We start from the raw sequence: 15,361 nt of genomic DNA on the forward strand, positions 1-15,361 counted from the left end.
GGCAAATTTTACATGAAATAAGTCTCCTTAAAAAGATAGAATGCGAAAGAAAACAGGAGAAAAAGCAGGGTTTTTAAATCCATATAATCACTTGGGTTAGAAATGAATGCCAAAAAAATAAGCCATCAGAGGGTCTGATGGCTTACATACTACTGGTGATTGATAACTACTTTTCTATTTAATTCTTTCAAAAACAAGCTTTCCAGATCCTGGATTTTTACTTATAGGTTCTAGAACCATTTTATCATCTCCGAACTCAACAATTTTGGCTTGCTTAGTTTCTGATCCTGTATGAATAGTCAATACATTATCGGCATTGATTTCAATTTTAGCATCCCGCTGCACGATTTCCTGTCTCACAAAATCAGTGTATTTTAAACTATCACCATCCACAAATTTATAGACCGTATTTTCAAGTCTATTTTGGATTTTATACTCTAAACCTTCCCGCATTGCAGCATTTGCATTACGGTATTGAGGTGATTTTCTCAATTGATCCATTGCTTCAAAATGTACCAATTGCCAAGTTCCTACAAGCTGCTCAAATTTGATTTGACTTGTCTGGAGTACAAAGGCTAGTAAAAGTGTGGGGATAATGGATAGATACATACCCAACGATCAGGCAATTATTTTGCCACAAAATCAAAAGAATAAATGTAATTAATCCTGAACTAATCTACTACTCAAGTAGGGCAGCCATTCCTCCGCCTGTCTTTCAGCATATTCGGACAAAAAGTAGGACAATGATGGTTTGAAAGGTTGCGACTGCATGGTTAGGCCGGCTTGCTCAGGACTTTTATCTCCTTTCAGCACATTGCATCTATGGCAGGCTGTGGTCAAGTTTGTCCAACTTGATTTTCCACCTTTCGATCGGGGAACAACATGATCTATGGTCAACTGGCGCTTGCTTCCGCAATACTGACACTCTCCTCGGTCGCGTCTGAATAGATTCACCCGATTGAGAAGAACCCCGCGATAGGGTATGTTTTTATAATTATTGAGACAAATCACTGCAGGATATTCAAAACTTCTGCTCACTGTACGGATCTGAAGTAAATCATATACAGAAAGGCAATTTGCCTTCTCCAAAAGCAGGAGCACTATGGCTTTTTGAGGCGAAACTACCGCCACGGGAGAATGATCTAAATTCAATACCAATACCCGCTTTTCCATAGTCTAACTAAATATTGACCGAGTTTCTAAAACAACCTGTTTATCCTTACTATTTCGCAAAAAGGCTTCCCATTCACTCAAATCAGAAACTTTTATTCTATTATCCATCCAAAATACTTCTTCAGCCCCAAGATACAAGGCATACTTGACTTGCTTCTTTTCTAACTCCTTGAAAATAAATAAATCACCCGGTAAAACGTCTTCCGGATCAATTAATTTACCAGGAATTTGGCCGGACTTCCAAGAATATCCCGCTATGCTAAAAATCAACTCAAAACCCTGAAGCTCATCCAATCCAAAGATACTTCTCCCTCCTGCCTGGTAGGGTGCATTAACGTACTTTATAGCTACATCGATCAGCTGAGAACGATCTGCTTTCAGTGCATGACTACGAACTGAGCCTGTAAATCCTATATGATCCTGCCAATTAAAAAGCTCCAAGTCAGAGAAATGGAGCCTGCTGCCCGGAAGCAAATACAAGTTAGTGCCAAGGTACTCTATCGCTGCGATAGGACTGGTGACTACCTGAAAATCTGTATTGAGGAATTTATTATAATCTGATCCGGGAATTTCTTTGAGTGCCTGGGTGGTGATCCAGCCTTGTAAGCCGGTATCTTCGTGTAAAATCTTAAACCACTGTTGATCCGAGGTCATCGCGATGGTTTGATAGCATTCGCCAAAAAGTAACTGGGTCACCAGTGCTGAATCAAAAGTAGGTCTGCGGTAAAGAGGAAGTATTGTTTGCCTGCAGATCCCAAAAGCGTCAATCAAAGGCCATTCGCTGGATTTCTCTTTTTGCATCTTTTTCCTTCAAGTCCTGTCGTTTGTCGTGTGATTTCTTACCTCGGCCTAGCGCAATTTCCATTTTTGCCATCCCGCGGTCGTTGATAAATATACGAACAGGAATGATAGTCAGCCCTTTTTCCTGAGACTTAGTTTCAAGTTTTTCCAGTTCCCTCTTGCTCAAAAGCAACTTTCTATCCCGTATCGCCACATGATTATAGCTTGCAGCCATAGAATAAGGTGCGATGTGTAATTGCCTCACATACAGCTCTCCATCTAGAAAGAGACAGAAGGATTCGGTAAGCGAAACTTTGGATTCACGAATAGACTTAATCTCGGTACCTTTCAGCACCATACCGGCTACGTAAGTATCTATAAATTCAAACTCAAAGCGAGCTTTTCTATTCTTGAGGTTGATGACTTTGTCAAACTTATTATCCTTAGCCATGCTTAGATTTTCATTTTTGCGAGAGGAGTGACATCCATGGATGAGAATTCTCCTTTCAGGTATTTGTAATGAGCTGCCATGGCAATCATGGCTGCGTTGTCTGTACAATATTCAAATTTTGGAATGTACAAGTTCCAGCCTTTTTGTGCTGCCAACTTAGTCAACGTATCCCTCAAACCTGAGTTCGCTGATACGCCACCTGCAATCGCAACTTCTTTCACACCATACAGCTTCACCGCTGCTTTCAACTTGATTAGCAACATTTCTACCAGTGAATATTGAACGCTGGCGCAAAGGTCTGCCAAGTTCTCTTCAATGAATGTTGGATTTTCTTTCAATTGATCCCGAAGAAAGTATAGTACCGCAGTTTTAATTCCGCTGAAAGAATAATTCAATTCCGGCATTCTGGTGATAGGGAATTGAAATGCTTTCGGATTTCCTTCGGTAGCATATTTATCAATAAGCGGACCACCAGGATAAGGCAAGCCAAGCAATTTTGCAGTTTTATCAAAAGCCTCTCCCACTGCGTCATCCTGAGTCTCTCCGATCACTTCCATTTCCAAATGACTTTTCACCAATACCAACTGTGTATGTCCTCCACTTACTGTCAGGCAGATGAAAGGAAATTTAGGTTTTGGATCCTCAATGAAGTGCGCTAGAATATGCGCATTCATATGGTTTACTTCGATGAGTGGGATCTTTTTTGCAAAAGCAAAAGCCTTAGCAAAGCTCACTCCCACCAGCAAAGAACCCATTAAACCTGGCCCACGAGTGAATGCTACGGCTGAAAGTTGATCTTTGGAAATTCCAGAAGACAAAATGGCCTCCTGAACCACTGGGATCAGATTTTCCTGGTGCGCGCGTGATGCAAGCTCCGGAACTACACCCCCATATTTTTCGTGAACAGATTGTGTGGCGACAATATTATTAAGTACTTTGCCGTCAGCTATTACAGCCGCAGAGGTCTCGTCACACGAGGATTCAATTGCTAGAATAAAGATATCGTTGGTACCCATTGGAAAAGAACGCGAAAGTTACGGATTTTTTGCAGAAAGCGTTTCGGATACTACTATGGATCGTCTTTTCCTTGGTCATGCTCTTCATCGTAGTGGCCCTCAGTCTCCAAATAACCTGGGTTCAAAATAAGGTAATCGACACAGTCACAGGAGTTCTGAACAAAAACTCGATTTTTCATACGGAGATAGGAAGAATTCAACTCACTTGGTGGGATGCACTGGAATTAGAGGATGTAAGCATCAAAGATCATCGCGATAGCTTAATGATTAGTGCCAAAAAAATTAATGCTGACTTTGAAATCCTTGCATTAGTCCCTCCAGGAATCACCACAATAAATGCTGTTCGAATGGAGAATGCCAAGCTCCATCTCCTTACTCATGACGGAGATTCTGCCATGAATATCAATATTTGGGTGGAAGAACTGGCGGATATGTTCAGTACAAGTAGCACAAGCACCGGCCCTACTCAGTTTCAGATAAATACTATTGAGTTGAGAAATTCGGAGATTTTCATCGTCAACGAGATCACAGACGCGATTACCAAAGGGTTAGATTACAATAGGCTGCGCTTTTCAGATATCACGCTAAATGCTACTGACTTTTACCTGGAAGGGCCTGAAATAGGCGCGGACATCAAAATGCTTACGGGCACTGAGCTCACTTCCGGTTTTGAGATCATGGAGCTCAAAACGAAAATGACCTATGCTCGTGAATTTATGGAGTTTGACAAGCTAAGTCTGAAATCCGTCAATAGCCACATCAAAAACTTCCTCCGCTTTGAATATGCTACTCCGGCAGCATTCTCCAATTTCGTTGAAGAGGTGGTGATCATCACCAACATGGACGAGAGCAAGCTATACCTTCAGGATCTTAAACTCTTTGCTCCTTCTCTACCGGATATTGATGACGAAATCTATATTTCAGGAAAAGTTTCAGGTCCAGTTTCTGATCTTCGTTCCGACGAGTTACTGATAAGACTGGGAGAAAAGACTGCGATTTTCGGTGCATTTCGATTGGATGGATTACCTGAAATTGCCGACACCTACATCAATTTATCGCTTAAGAATTCCACCATTTTAGCAAGGGATTTAGCTCCATATTTGCCTGCCAATATTTCCAAAGAAATCAACAAATTCAATACAATACGGCTCACGGCTGATTTTGCAGGCTATTTGCACAGATTTGATACCAATGGAGAATTCAAAACATCCATTGGAAATATGACCGGAAGGGTGAATTTCGATAGGGTAAACGGCCTCCCTACTACCGTTTCCAACATCACTACGGAGAATCTTGACTTAGGAATAATTATCGAAGACAGAGAACTCCTCCAAAAAGTAAGTTTGAAGGGCCGGGTAAATACTACTGGAGATTCCCGCGACAATATATTGATCGACGTAGATGCAGATGTTTCAAAGTTCGGACTGAAAAACTACGTGTATTCGAACATCCAAACTGATGCTACGTACGGTCTTGACCTCTTCAAAGGTAATCTTGCAGTCAATGACCCGAATCTAAAAATCAATGCAAACGGAGAGTTGAATCTTAGAGAATCCACTGATTCAGTTAGAATGTCACTGGAGATTGATACTGCTTTTCTCGATCGATTGAATCTCACCGAAAAGGCTACGTTTATTAGTGGAAACTTGGACATTGATGTCAAAGGAATAGAATTGGATGACATTCAAGGAATTGCAAGATTCAGAAATATTAAAGTCGGCTACGAGGATAGATTTTTGGATGTAGGTAATTTCAATTTCCAATCGCTTTTTGCCGGAGGCACTCGGACCATGTCCGTTAATTCAGATTACCTGGTAGCGGCAGCTTCGGGTCAGTTTAATCTGGAGCAAATGAGCCGAGATCTTGACATTCTCTTACAGCAGTATATCGCCATTATCCTAAATGAGGAACAACCAATCGCGGATCTAGAGCGGGATTTTTCGGAAATCTACAACCTCGACTTGAATCTGAGACTAATCAATGTCAATCCTATTGTTCAGCTGTTTGAACCTGACCTCAGTCTCTCTAAAAACATGGTCCTGGAAGGAGCTTTCTATCAAACTAAGGAGAATACCGTTTTTAACTTTTTCACAAGCATTGATACCCTTCAATTCCAAAATAATATTGCCCGAAATATCAATATAGATTTCAACACGTCCAAACTCATCAATAGCCCTGATATTTTAGCCTCCTTCTATGTTTACTCCAAAGCACAGGAACTTGGGAAATCTTTTCAGTTTACAAACTTTGGGTTTGAAGCGATTTGGGACAAAGACCAAATGGACATCAATTTTACGCTTGATCAGGATTCTACCCAAAGTGCGGCGGATATTAATGCTTCGGCACGATTCACTTCTCTGAATACCCAACTAGCTTTTGAGCCTTCTTCGCTGAAAGTGCTGGATAGAGAATGGAAGTTTAATTCGCTCAACCTGATCACCATCACTCCAGGATTAGTTCAAGTGGATAGTTTGAAGATTTTTAATGAAAATCAATTCATTTCCCTGCAAGGAAAGGCTAGTAATCAACTGGAAGATCAATTAAACCTATCAATAAATAATGTAAATATTGACCTTCTCAATACCCTATTTCCTCAAGATTTTGATGGCACAGCAAATGGTCTAATCTCCTTCGAAAACCTATTTGAAAAAGCACTGATTCAGGGAGAGTTTACCTTAGCAGATTTTGCAATCAACAAATTCCCAATCGGTGATATGACTGCCAAGGCCGACTTGGATTTGGAGCGGCTCAACCTTTCCCTGACCAATGTCAATTCAGGTAAAAAGACGATTGACTTGGGCGGCTACATGCTGGTAGACAACCAAGAGCTGGATATGCAAGCGGATCTCAATAATGCCAGCTTGGTGATCTTGGAACCATTTTTATCCAACTACATCTCAGATATGGGAGGAAGCATTTCTGGTAATATGGATATCAAAGGCACTATGTCTAATCCTGAAATTGATGGAATCGGTAAGCTAAACAATGGGAAAATGACCATCAACTACCTTAAAACTACTTACCTTCTAAATGGAAACGTACTTTTCAAACCTACTCAAGTCAGCCTTCAGCAAGTAGTTCTAAATGATTTGTTTGGCAATAAAGCAACGCTCACGGGTGGGATAAATCACCGTGGATTCAATAATATCCAATTGGATATCAAGGCAAATCTGGACAACCTTCAGGTGATGAACACTACCGAGAGGGACAATGAAACCTTCTATGGGACGGCTTTCGTCACTGGCACTGCGGAAGTGGTAGGCACGACCAAAAACATGGACATAAATGCCAGAGCAACCAGCCGACCAAATACGGAGATCTACATTCCACTGAGTAGCAGCAGCAGTCAAGCTCAGGAGGATTTTATTCACATGATTAACATTCAGGACACTGTCCGCATTCAGCAAATCGCCGAGGAAATAAACAGACTCGAAATTGAAAATGTGAGGATGAATTTCGTGCTGGATATCACACCTGATGCCTATGCAGAAATTATCATTGATCCCCGAACTGAAGAAGGTATCTCTGGCCGTGGACGTGGAGTGCTGACGATGAATGTGGACACACAGGGTAATTTCACACTGAATGGCACCTATGAGATCACAGAAGGGATGTACAATTTCTCGCTTTACAATGTATTGAAAAAGCAATTTAGCATCAAACCTGGAGGCAGGATCAGCTGGTATGGAGATCCATACACCGGCATAATGGACATCTCTGCAGAATATACCGAAAGTGTGTCTTTGCAACCGCTACTTGTCAGCACGACAAGCAATACCAATCAAAATACCTCGGCCAGTCGCCGATATCCCGTCAAAGTTCTGCTGAACCTGGATGGTCAGCTCCTCTCACCTGACATCAGTTTTGGCTTTGATTTCAGCCAATTCCCATCAAGTGGAGAAACTCAAACTACCATTTCCTCCTTCCAAAATAAAATAGCGAATGACGAGCAGGAGATGAACAGACAGGTTTTCTCTGTGATAATGACCCGATCTTTCTCTCCAGAAGGTCAATTCTCCGGCGTTACCAACATTTCTTCAAGTTTGGGACAATTGCTTTCTTCTCAGCTGAATAGCTTCCTTGGTCAAGTGGATAAAAATCTGGAAATAGATCTCGATGTGGCTACTTTGGACCAAAATGCACTGGAAACCTTCCAACTCAGCGTAGCCTATACCTTCCTTGATGGTCGTTTGCGCGTGTCGAGAGATGGCGGATTCACTAATAATCAAGGAAATGCAAGCGCTTCTTCGATCATCGGAGATTGGCAGGCTGAATATATGCTTACCGAAGATGGAGTATATAGAATCCGCATTTTCAACCGAAACAATTACAATACCTTCACTTCTCTTTCCCTTTCAGACAACGTTTCGACATACGGTGTTTCAGTTTCTCAAAGCGTATCATTCAACTCTTTTTCGGAGCTTTTTAGCAAAATCACAAGAAAGAAAAAAGAGAAGTTGATCATCAATGACCAAGATGATTTCTTACGCTATCAGTTTGAAAATAAGGAGGAATGGAAACCTGTCCAGCTGGATAACATTGAAAAAAGACTAGATTCTCTGGATCAGGAAAGAAGGATTAGACTATTGAAAGAAGGAGAACTTTAAACAATTGCCCCTTTTTTCAGATTAATTGAATAAAAGACAATGAAGAAAGTAAGCATTTTTTGGTTCCGAAGAGACCTTAGATTAGAAGATAATCACGGATTATTCCAAGCCTTGAGCGAAAGTGAAAATGTATTACCACTTTTCATTTTTGACAAAAACATACTCGATAAGCTAGAAAATAAGGCTGATGCTAGAGTGGAATTCATCCACGATCAGACCAGCAAAATCCATGAAAATCTAGCCAAAAAAGGCTCCTCTCTCCTAGTCAAATACGGTGATCCTGAGAGCATTTACAAAGAACTTCTTCAAGAATATGAGATCCAATCCGTCCATACCAATCGGGACTACGAGCCGTATGCCAAAAGTAGGGATGAGAAAATAGCTAGGTTGCTGAACAAGCAGGATATTGAATTACATCAATACAAAGACCAATTAATCTTTGAGCCTGGAGAAATTCTGAACGGATCTGGGGAATTTTATAAGGTCTTCACTCCCTTCAGCAAAGTCTGGCTGAGCAAGCTAAATCCTTCCATGCTCGAGGCATTCAAACCCATGCATTGGAAGAACCTGCTTCCGACTGAGGAATTCCCACTCCCAACTTTAAAGGAGATCGGCTTTGAGAAAAGCGACATCTCTATTCCTTCCAAAACTGCAGATGAAGAAATCATCGCACATTATAACGAAACCCGGGATTTCCCTGCCAAAAACGGCACATCAAGACTCGGTATTCATTTACGCTTTGGCACAATTTCTATTCGACAACTTGCGTCGATAGCTAAAGAACTTAACGCCACTTATCTGAATGAATTGATCTGGCGGGAGTTTTACATGATGATTTTGGCATTTAACCCTGAAGTGGTTGATAAAGCTTTCAAACCCGCTTACGATCAAATTCCATGGAGAAATAATGAAGAAGAATTTGCTGCTTGGTGCGAAGGGAAAACTGGCTATCCCATCGTAGATGCCGGTATGCGTGAACTCAATGCTACTGGCTACATGCACAATCGCGTGCGAATGGTCGTTGCATCTTTTCTCACCAAACATCTCCTAATTGACTGGCGCTGGGGGGAAGCATACTTCGCGGAGAAATTACTGGACTTTGAATTGGCCTCTAACAATGGCGGTTGGCAGTGGGCGGCTGGGACCGGAACAGATGCGCAGCCTTACTTCCGGGTATTCAATCCAAGTTCTCAGCAGGAGAAATTTGACAAGAACTGGAAGTACATCAAAAAATGGATTCCTGAAATAAACTCAGATAAGTACCCAAAACCGATAGTAGATCATAAATTTGCAAGGCAACGTGCAATCGACACCTACAAATCAGCCCTGAATCAATGAATATCGGAGACCGAGTAAGATTACTACATGGAAATGAAGAAGGAATCATCCGGAAAATTTCGTCTAGTGGAAGAATGCAGGTAGAAATCGAGGATGGATTCATCATTCCTGCCCTCAAATCAGAACTGGTTTTAATTCACGAAACTGAAAAACAGCATTTTGGAGAAAAGGCTGTAGAAGAGAAAGAAATCGAAACTCCAATTCCTATTTCTGGTCCAAAAGATCAAGGGCTATACCTCGCTTTTCTTCCGATCAATGATCAAAGCCTGAGCCTTTATCTGATCAATGACAGTCGTCAACCTTACTTGGCGCATGCATCAGAAGTTTTCGGAACCAATCAACGAACATTACTTGCTGCTACACTAAATCCAGGCGAAGCAAAGAAATTTGACGATAGAATGCTTAAGGAAATGGACGAGTGGCCTGCATTTTTACTACGTTTTATCCCGATCCACAATACGCTGGAGAAAGCAATTCCTGCGTTTGAGCGTCAACTGAAAATGAAGCCAACTCAGTTTTTCAAGCATCTCAGCAAAGCACCTAGGCTCGATAAAACAGCATATATTTTTGGCCTGGAGCAAACCACCAAAGAGCTCGATATCCGTGCGCTGAATCAGGAACTAGACGAAATCCGACCAAAATCTGAAGCTCCTAAAGCTGTAAAACCTTCGCGATCAATTGATTTACACATAGAAAAGCTAGCAACAGATCCCAAAGGAATGAGTAACTCGGAGATGCTTCGGGTTCAGCTGGAAGCTTTTGACAGGAACTTAGACCAGGCGATCGGCTCAGGAATGGACGAGATCACGTTCATTCATGGCATCGGAAATGGCGTGCTCCGCAAAGAAATTCACAAGCGATTGAGTCAACATCAAAATATTAAGTACTTTCAGGATACGCAAAAAGATCAGTGGGGCTACGGCGCTACACTGGTCAGAATCTCCTAATCTATGCAGGCAAAGGTATCCCCTGTCTTTCAGCTTTTCGAAACTCAACATCAGGAAGCGAAGGCGCTTTTTCTAGTTTTGGGAAAGCAAATCAAATCTAAAAAAGCCATAGAACTCCTAGGGAAAATGGACTTTCTGGAGCTCTATGCTGATTTAATGGCCAAAGTTCATTTTGATATTGAAGGATTGAACTTCAATATTTTCTCGGACTTCAAACAGATGAAGAGAAGTCTGAGGAAAATCCATCATTTCAAATTGGCTGAGAAAAGTCTGAATGATCGGGAGCAAGCGCTGGGGATCAAATACAACGGCTATAGAATCCATTTGGATAAATACAAAAAGAAGCTTTATACCGAAGCTTTTGACTTGATAGTCGGCAGCACGCTGAAAAGCTGGGATGAGTTTCATCAAAAAGCCCAGACCGCAAGCCGGGGAATCAAGCCCTTAGCTATACATACAGCGGTGAATCAGATCATTCAAGAGGAACTTGAATTTTTCAATCTAGATCACAAAGGAGCAATGGATAGCAAGGCGTTGAAAGATACTTTCGAAGGTTTGCGTACGATCATCATGCTGGAAAACACGCTTATAGAAATGGGGTTTAACTCTATTTTTATTACAGGAATTCACCAGGAAATCGAAGCGCTAAAGAACAATTTGAAACCTTGGTATTCCAATCATCTTTCATTGCAGTCGTTGATGCATTTTTTGGGTGCAAAAGAAGATGTTTCTAAAAAGTATCTGGATTGGGCGAAGGAGCTCAAAGCTGAAAAGAAAATTCTCTCTGCCCAAGCTGAGGCTCAGGCACATCAGTTGTTCGATAAGATTTTGGGGTGATGAAGAGGTAGATTATTGAATCTTCTATTTGGAAAATCTCAAAGGCTAAATTTGCTGCTTTTTGGTTCCCTTTCTAGACTTTGAGAATTTCCCGAAAATCATGATAAATTAGTCTGAAATTCCATTAAGCGCATTTTTAGAATGAAAATCATCTCAACCAACATTGGAAAGCCCACCACTTTTATGTGGAACGGAAAGGAAGAAACTACCGGGATTTATAAAAAACCTACCGGACAGCCCATCTACCTTACAAAAAACGATGTCATCAACGATGAAGTCTCCAATAGACTAAATCATGGCGGTTATTACAAAGCCTGCTATATCTTTTCGGCAGAGCAATATCCATATTGGAAAGCCTTGTATCCAGAGTTGGATTGGTCTTGGGGCATGTTTGGAGAAAACTTGACTGTTTCCGGTTTTGATGAAAATGAAGTATATCTAGGTGATATTTATAAAGTTGGGGAAACGCTGGTTCAGGTTTCTCAGTACCGTGAACCTTGCTATAAATTCGGGTATAAGTTTGGGACGCAACAGGTAATCAAGCAGTTTATCCAGCACGGATATGGTGGAACTTATCTCAGCATTTTGGAAGAAGGGTATGTGGACGTAGATGATGAATTCATTCTGGTTGAACGCCCAGAGAATAGTATCTCAGTAGCTGATTTATTCCAAATAGTTTTTGCCAAAGAGAAAAATCAGGAGCTTTTGAAAATCGCTGCAAGCAGTAAAGCTATTCCTCCAAAAAAACGGTTTTTGTTGAGTTCGTATATTGATACTAATTCCTAGAACTTAGCCAAGAACTTGAGTAAACCATTGATTCACCAACAATAGCAATGATCTATTTCACACAGCTTATTTACATTCTCGACGGTCAGGAGGCAAGCTTTCTAGCGTTTGAAGCAGTAGCCATTCCGCTAATTGCTAAACATAATGGAAAACTGTTGCTCAGATATAGACCAAGTTCTGACAACATCATTGAGCAAAACATGGAAATGCCTTTTGAAATCCATTTGGTGGAATTCGAAAACGAGCAGGATGTAGCAGACTTCTTCAAAGATGAGGAGCGCCAAAAACATATCCATTTAAAAGAGAAATCCATCAAGTCAGTTTGGCTGATCAAGGGATCAAAATTGTAAGTGAGCTACCTCGTCAAAATCCAAATTAACCACCTCCTGAATTTCGTTTCATCCTGCACAAAACCGAAATATCCCTTAGCTTAGCAACTTTTAAAAACCTATCAACCCTATGGATACCTCACACAAAACCTCATTCCAGTTTATCAGCGAACCCTCAGATATCAATTTTGGAGGAAAAGTACACGGAGGTGTAGTGATGAAATGGATAGATCAAGCAGCTTATACCTGCGCCAGAACATGGTCGGAAAGCTATTGCGTAACAGTTTATGTGGGTGGTATCCGGTTTTACAAGCCTATCAATATCGGAGATGTGATCAAAGTGGAATGTGCAGTGATTTACACGGGGAGCTCCAGCATACACATTATGGTGGAAGTTTATTCCAGAGATTTTGGACACAAAGAATTTGAGAAAAAGACGCACTGCATCATCATTTTCGTATCTGTTGACGAAAATGGCAATCCGAAAAAAGTAAAGCCTTGGGTTCCTCAAACCGATCAAGAAAAGAAGTTGGAAGAATACGCAACGCGACTGAAATCACTCAGAGAAGACATTCATAACGAGATGAAGCCTTTCTTTAATGAGTAGATTTTAAGTAAGAAGTTGTAAAAAGTGGTTAGTTCGAGGGTAACATTTTGTCCCATCGGACAATTGGTATGTGGAAAAGGAATTGCTTTGTGTAGAATGCATTCCGTCGTAACGATTGAATAAGCGTAACTTTTCCAAAGTTCAAAACTTTGGAAAAGTTCTCTTGATACGCCAACCAGTAATTGTACTCTTTGCGCAAACCTGCGCGTCTTTCACGGTTCAAATCACCTACTTATTCTCCAAATCTCCTTTCATCTCCAAACTATTTCCTTCCTTGAGTTTTTGGAGAAATAGATCCTCGACGTAAAACTGCCAATCCGAAAACTTGATCGCCTGATTCGCTAAATGCACATGATGGTCCTGATCCAAAATGTAATCGTCAGGTTTATTCAACTCTCTAGTTTTACCATATACTGTTTCCAATTCAGCTAATTGCTTCTTCCACTCCCCTTCTAAATTCAAAAGTTTTTCCTTTGTAGCTTCTCTTTCCTCAGCCGTTTTGGCTAGATCCCATTCCGCCAGGAGCAATAGAGACTTATTGGTGAATTGTGTGACTTTGGCAACTTGCTCATAGACATCAAGTGTATAGGAATTTCTTAAAGCAGCTTTCTTGGATTCTGAGATTTTATAGAGAACAGAGTCTAAAACTAACTCACTGGCTTGAGCTTTCTCCAGTTTACTCTTATTTCGCACAGCCCATTCTCCCGGAGCATTTGCTTCCGGCAAAGCCAAAACAGCATCCTGCATAGGGTTTCCCATCCCCTTCAATCTATTTCTGTCAGCTTTTTCCAGCAAAGCATTTTTCCAAAAAGCTACCGAAGGCTCCAGGTCATTGATAAAAGAATAATCTTCAGACACCAATCCAGAACCAAAAGATCGATGGCGAAAGGCTGCATGCAACTCCTCCGAACTACGCTTTTTGCCAGACCATGTGTATTCAGCAAAAATCGCAATTCCTCTTTGATACAATTCAAAGTGCGGGGAATCATCATCCCAAAGCGTCAACAACAGCCCATCCGCTTTATTATCGATAGATATCAATGCAAAATCCCGAATATTGGCTGTGTTACTTTCTTCAAGCGGCATCAAGTTCCAGCGTGTCTGGCCTGCTGTAGCCCCCATCACTTGGAATCCGTGATCGGTAAACCACTGCATAGCCCTGTTATTCCCCGGAGTTTCCGGCGCACTATAGTTCCAACGCATGTAAACGCAGTTTTTCGGAAACATATCCACGTATTTATTGAGGTTGGGCTCATTAGCAGTCCAGATACTATCTACCTGCGCCTCAGAAAGATTTCTGTTAAATATAGAATTATACACTCCTGCGTTTTTCAAGGGCATATCATCCCAGAAAATCGGAGTCAACCCTCTTTCATCAGCATATTCACTGACTCTATTCAGCCAGATCAACTGCAGCTCTAATGGAGATTTACCACTTTCTCTCCCGGTAGTATGAACTTCGTCTCCCCCTACATGGAGATATTGTGCGTGTGGAAAAGCTTCAAGTGCATCGGAATACAAGTCAAACTGCACTTCATAAGTTCGGTCGTCTAGTGGATTGAAAGCCCAATCGCTGGCTGGATCATCCCGCAGATCTCTATATTCATCATGCTTGAGAATGAATGAAGCATGTCCCAGACCCTGAAGCAAAGGGGAAATCCGAATATTTCTAGCCATAGCATAATCACTCAGCTTTTTCCATTCTGCGATGGACCATGCATCTGATGAACCTACTTTGGGTTGTTTTTCGAAAGCCAGCTTATCTTCTATCTCCAGAATTATCCCATTGATTTTCAATTCTGCCAAGCGATCCATAAGCTCGTAGTAATAGTCTTTCTTTTCCAAGTGATGCTTTACATCGAGTTGAATCGCTCGATAGTTTAACGCAGGCTCATCATTTATTGAGATCAAAGGCAAAGCTGCATCTTGGTCCAGTGCATCTTGCACCAACTGGCCTAGTGTAATTACTCCATACCAGAGCCCAACTTTGGTCGCCGCTTTGATTTCCACCTGTTCCTCAGTAATCTCCAGCATGTAAGCCTCAGGCTTCAAACCCGAAGTTGATTCTAAACTAAGAGACACTTCACTTGTTCCTGCTAGCGATTTCCCTGCTATGAAATCTGATTTAGCCTGTTTGACAAATTCTTGAATTTCTGTAGCAGAAAGTGAAGAAACGCCTGTAATTTCTAAAGAAGTAGGACTTGGCAGAATCATATAGCTTCCTTCCTTCTTTGGAGAAGAGGTGCAAGAAGCCAAAATTAATGAAGTCAGGAGTAGACTAAAAATTGATAATAAACGCATGAAAAGAGGTTATTGGATACAAAGCATTATGAATTGGCTAAAATACCAAATATTCAAAGTTGATAAAGCCACTCAACAAACAATTAGAAAGCTATTAAAGCATCAGGCTTTATTATTCCCTTTTTTTGCCTAATTTTTAGGTTGAAGGTTTGTAACTCATTTTGTTCAAGCTCTAATCTCAAACCCAAC

The 15,361-nt window shown here is 41.2% G+C and carries 13 protein-coding genes; 7 read left to right on the plus strand and 6 right to left on the minus strand.

Annotated elements, in window-relative coordinates:
- Positions 1-174: 174 nt before the first annotated feature.
- The 5 genes from AACZ87_RS11255 to tsaD are packed head-to-tail and all read right to left on the minus strand — an operon-like array spanning position 175 to position 3,420.
- Complete coding sequence (locus AACZ87_RS11255; protein WP_339867213.1) at positions 175-609, minus strand: lipocalin family protein; 435 nt, start codon at positions 607-609, stop codon at positions 175-177.
- Between the two features lie 51 nt (positions 610-660).
- Positions 661-1,173, minus strand: coding sequence for an HNH endonuclease (locus AACZ87_RS11260; protein WP_339867214.1), 513 nt, complete (start codon positions 1,171-1,173; stop codon positions 661-663).
- A gap of 3 nt (positions 1,174-1,176) precedes the next feature.
- Positions 1,177-1,974 (minus strand): hypothetical protein, encoded by a 798-nt coding sequence (locus AACZ87_RS11265; protein ID WP_339867215.1) that lies wholly within the window; start codon positions 1,972-1,974, stop codon positions 1,177-1,179.
- Positions 1,937-2,404: an SsrA-binding protein SmpB gene (smpB, locus tag AACZ87_RS11270; RefSeq protein ID WP_339867216.1), complete on the minus strand. Its 468-nt coding sequence runs from the start codon at positions 2,402-2,404 to the stop codon at positions 1,937-1,939. The genes AACZ87_RS11265 and smpB overlap by 38 nt, the downstream gene beginning before the upstream one ends.
- Positions 2,405-2,406: 2 nt before the next feature.
- Positions 2,407-3,420, minus strand: coding sequence for a tRNA (adenosine(37)-N6)-threonylcarbamoyltransferase complex transferase subunit TsaD (gene tsaD, locus AACZ87_RS11275; RefSeq protein WP_339867218.1), 1,014 nt, complete (start codon positions 3,418-3,420; stop codon positions 2,407-2,409).
- A 29-nt stretch (positions 3,421-3,449) separates the two neighbouring features.
- On the opposite strand from tsaD, the gene AACZ87_RS11280 reads away from it, so the two are divergent.
- The 7 genes from AACZ87_RS11280 to AACZ87_RS11310 all read left to right on the plus strand — a co-directional run bounded on the left by AACZ87_RS11280 (position 3,450) and on the right by AACZ87_RS11310 (position 12,871).
- Positions 3,450-8,027: a translocation/assembly module TamB domain-containing protein gene (locus AACZ87_RS11280; protein ID WP_339867220.1), complete on the plus strand. Its 4,578-nt coding sequence runs from the start codon at positions 3,450-3,452 to the stop codon at positions 8,025-8,027.
- A gap of 39 nt (positions 8,028-8,066) precedes the next feature.
- Complete coding sequence (locus AACZ87_RS11285; RefSeq protein WP_339867222.1) at positions 8,067-9,365, plus strand: deoxyribodipyrimidine photo-lyase; 1,299 nt, start codon at positions 8,067-8,069, stop codon at positions 9,363-9,365.
- Positions 9,362-10,312, plus strand: coding sequence for a Smr/MutS family protein (locus tag AACZ87_RS11290; RefSeq protein WP_339867224.1), 951 nt, complete (start codon positions 9,362-9,364; stop codon positions 10,310-10,312). Before AACZ87_RS11285 ends, AACZ87_RS11290 begins: the two co-directional genes overlap by 4 nt.
- A gap of 3 nt (positions 10,313-10,315) precedes the next feature.
- Entirely contained in the window at positions 10,316-11,149 is an 834-nt protein-coding gene (locus AACZ87_RS11295; RefSeq protein WP_339867226.1) for a hypothetical protein, read from the plus strand.
- 141 nt (positions 11,150-11,290) lie between these two features.
- Entirely contained in the window at positions 11,291-11,935 is a 645-nt protein-coding gene (locus tag AACZ87_RS11300) for an MOSC domain-containing protein (protein WP_339867228.1), read from the plus strand.
- Between the two features lie 47 nt (positions 11,936-11,982).
- A complete protein-coding gene (locus tag AACZ87_RS11305) occupies positions 11,983-12,285 on the plus strand; it encodes a DUF1330 domain-containing protein (RefSeq protein WP_339867229.1) in 303 nt (100 codons plus the stop codon).
- A gap of 109 nt (positions 12,286-12,394) precedes the next feature.
- Positions 12,395-12,871 carry an acyl-CoA thioesterase gene (locus AACZ87_RS11310; protein WP_283412816.1) on the plus strand — a complete coding sequence of 159 codons (477 nt, stop codon included), beginning with the start codon at positions 12,395-12,397 and terminating at the stop codon, positions 12,869-12,871.
- 228 nt (positions 12,872-13,099) lie between these two features.
- Here the strand turns inward: AACZ87_RS11310 and AACZ87_RS11315 are convergent, their stop codons facing one another.
- Positions 13,100-15,172, minus strand: coding sequence for a family 20 glycosylhydrolase (locus tag AACZ87_RS11315; protein WP_339867231.1), 2,073 nt, complete (start codon positions 15,170-15,172; stop codon positions 13,100-13,102).
- Positions 15,173-15,361 lie beyond the last annotated feature (189 nt).

The sequence above is a fragment of the uncultured Algoriphagus sp. genome (genome assembly GCF_963974365.1).
Classification (GTDB): domain Bacteria; phylum Bacteroidota; class Bacteroidia; order Cytophagales; family Cyclobacteriaceae; genus Algoriphagus.

Bases quoted from the DNA above. Each gene is read 5' to 3' on its own strand.
- AACZ87_RS11295 (WP_339867226.1), top strand. From the start codon at position 10,316: ATGCAGGCAAAGGTATCCCCTGTCTTTCAGCTTTTCGAAACTCAACAT.
- AACZ87_RS11260 (WP_339867214.1), bottom strand. From the start codon at position 1,173: ATGGAAAAGCGGGTATTGGTATTGAATTTAGATCATTCTCCCGTGGCG.
- smpB (WP_339867216.1), bottom strand. From the start codon at position 2,404: ATGGCTAAGGATAATAAGTTTGACAAAGTCATCAACCTCAAGAATAGA.
- AACZ87_RS11300 (WP_339867228.1), top strand. From the start codon at position 11,291: ATGAAAATCATCTCAACCAACATTGGAAAGCCCACCACTTTTATGTGG.
- AACZ87_RS11265 (WP_339867215.1), bottom strand. From the start codon at position 1,974: ATGCAAAAAGAGAAATCCAGCGAATGGCCTTTGATTGACGCTTTTGGG.
- tsaD (WP_339867218.1), bottom strand. From the start codon at position 3,420: ATGGGTACCAACGATATCTTTATTCTAGCAATTGAATCCTCGTGTGAC.
- AACZ87_RS11290 (WP_339867224.1), top strand. From the start codon at position 9,362: ATGAATATCGGAGACCGAGTAAGATTACTACATGGAAATGAAGAAGGA.
- AACZ87_RS11310 (WP_283412816.1), top strand. From the start codon at position 12,395: ATGGATACCTCACACAAAACCTCATTCCAGTTTATCAGCGAACCCTCA.
- AACZ87_RS11315 (WP_339867231.1), bottom strand. From the start codon at position 15,172: ATGCGTTTATTATCAATTTTTAGTCTACTCCTGACTTCATTAATTTTG.
- AACZ87_RS11285 (WP_339867222.1), top strand. From the start codon at position 8,067: ATGAAGAAAGTAAGCATTTTTTGGTTCCGAAGAGACCTTAGATTAGAA.
- AACZ87_RS11255 (WP_339867213.1), bottom strand. From the start codon at position 609: ATGTATCTATCCATTATCCCCACACTTTTACTAGCCTTTGTACTCCAG.
- AACZ87_RS11305 (WP_339867229.1), top strand. From the start codon at position 11,983: ATGATCTATTTCACACAGCTTATTTACATTCTCGACGGTCAGGAGGCA.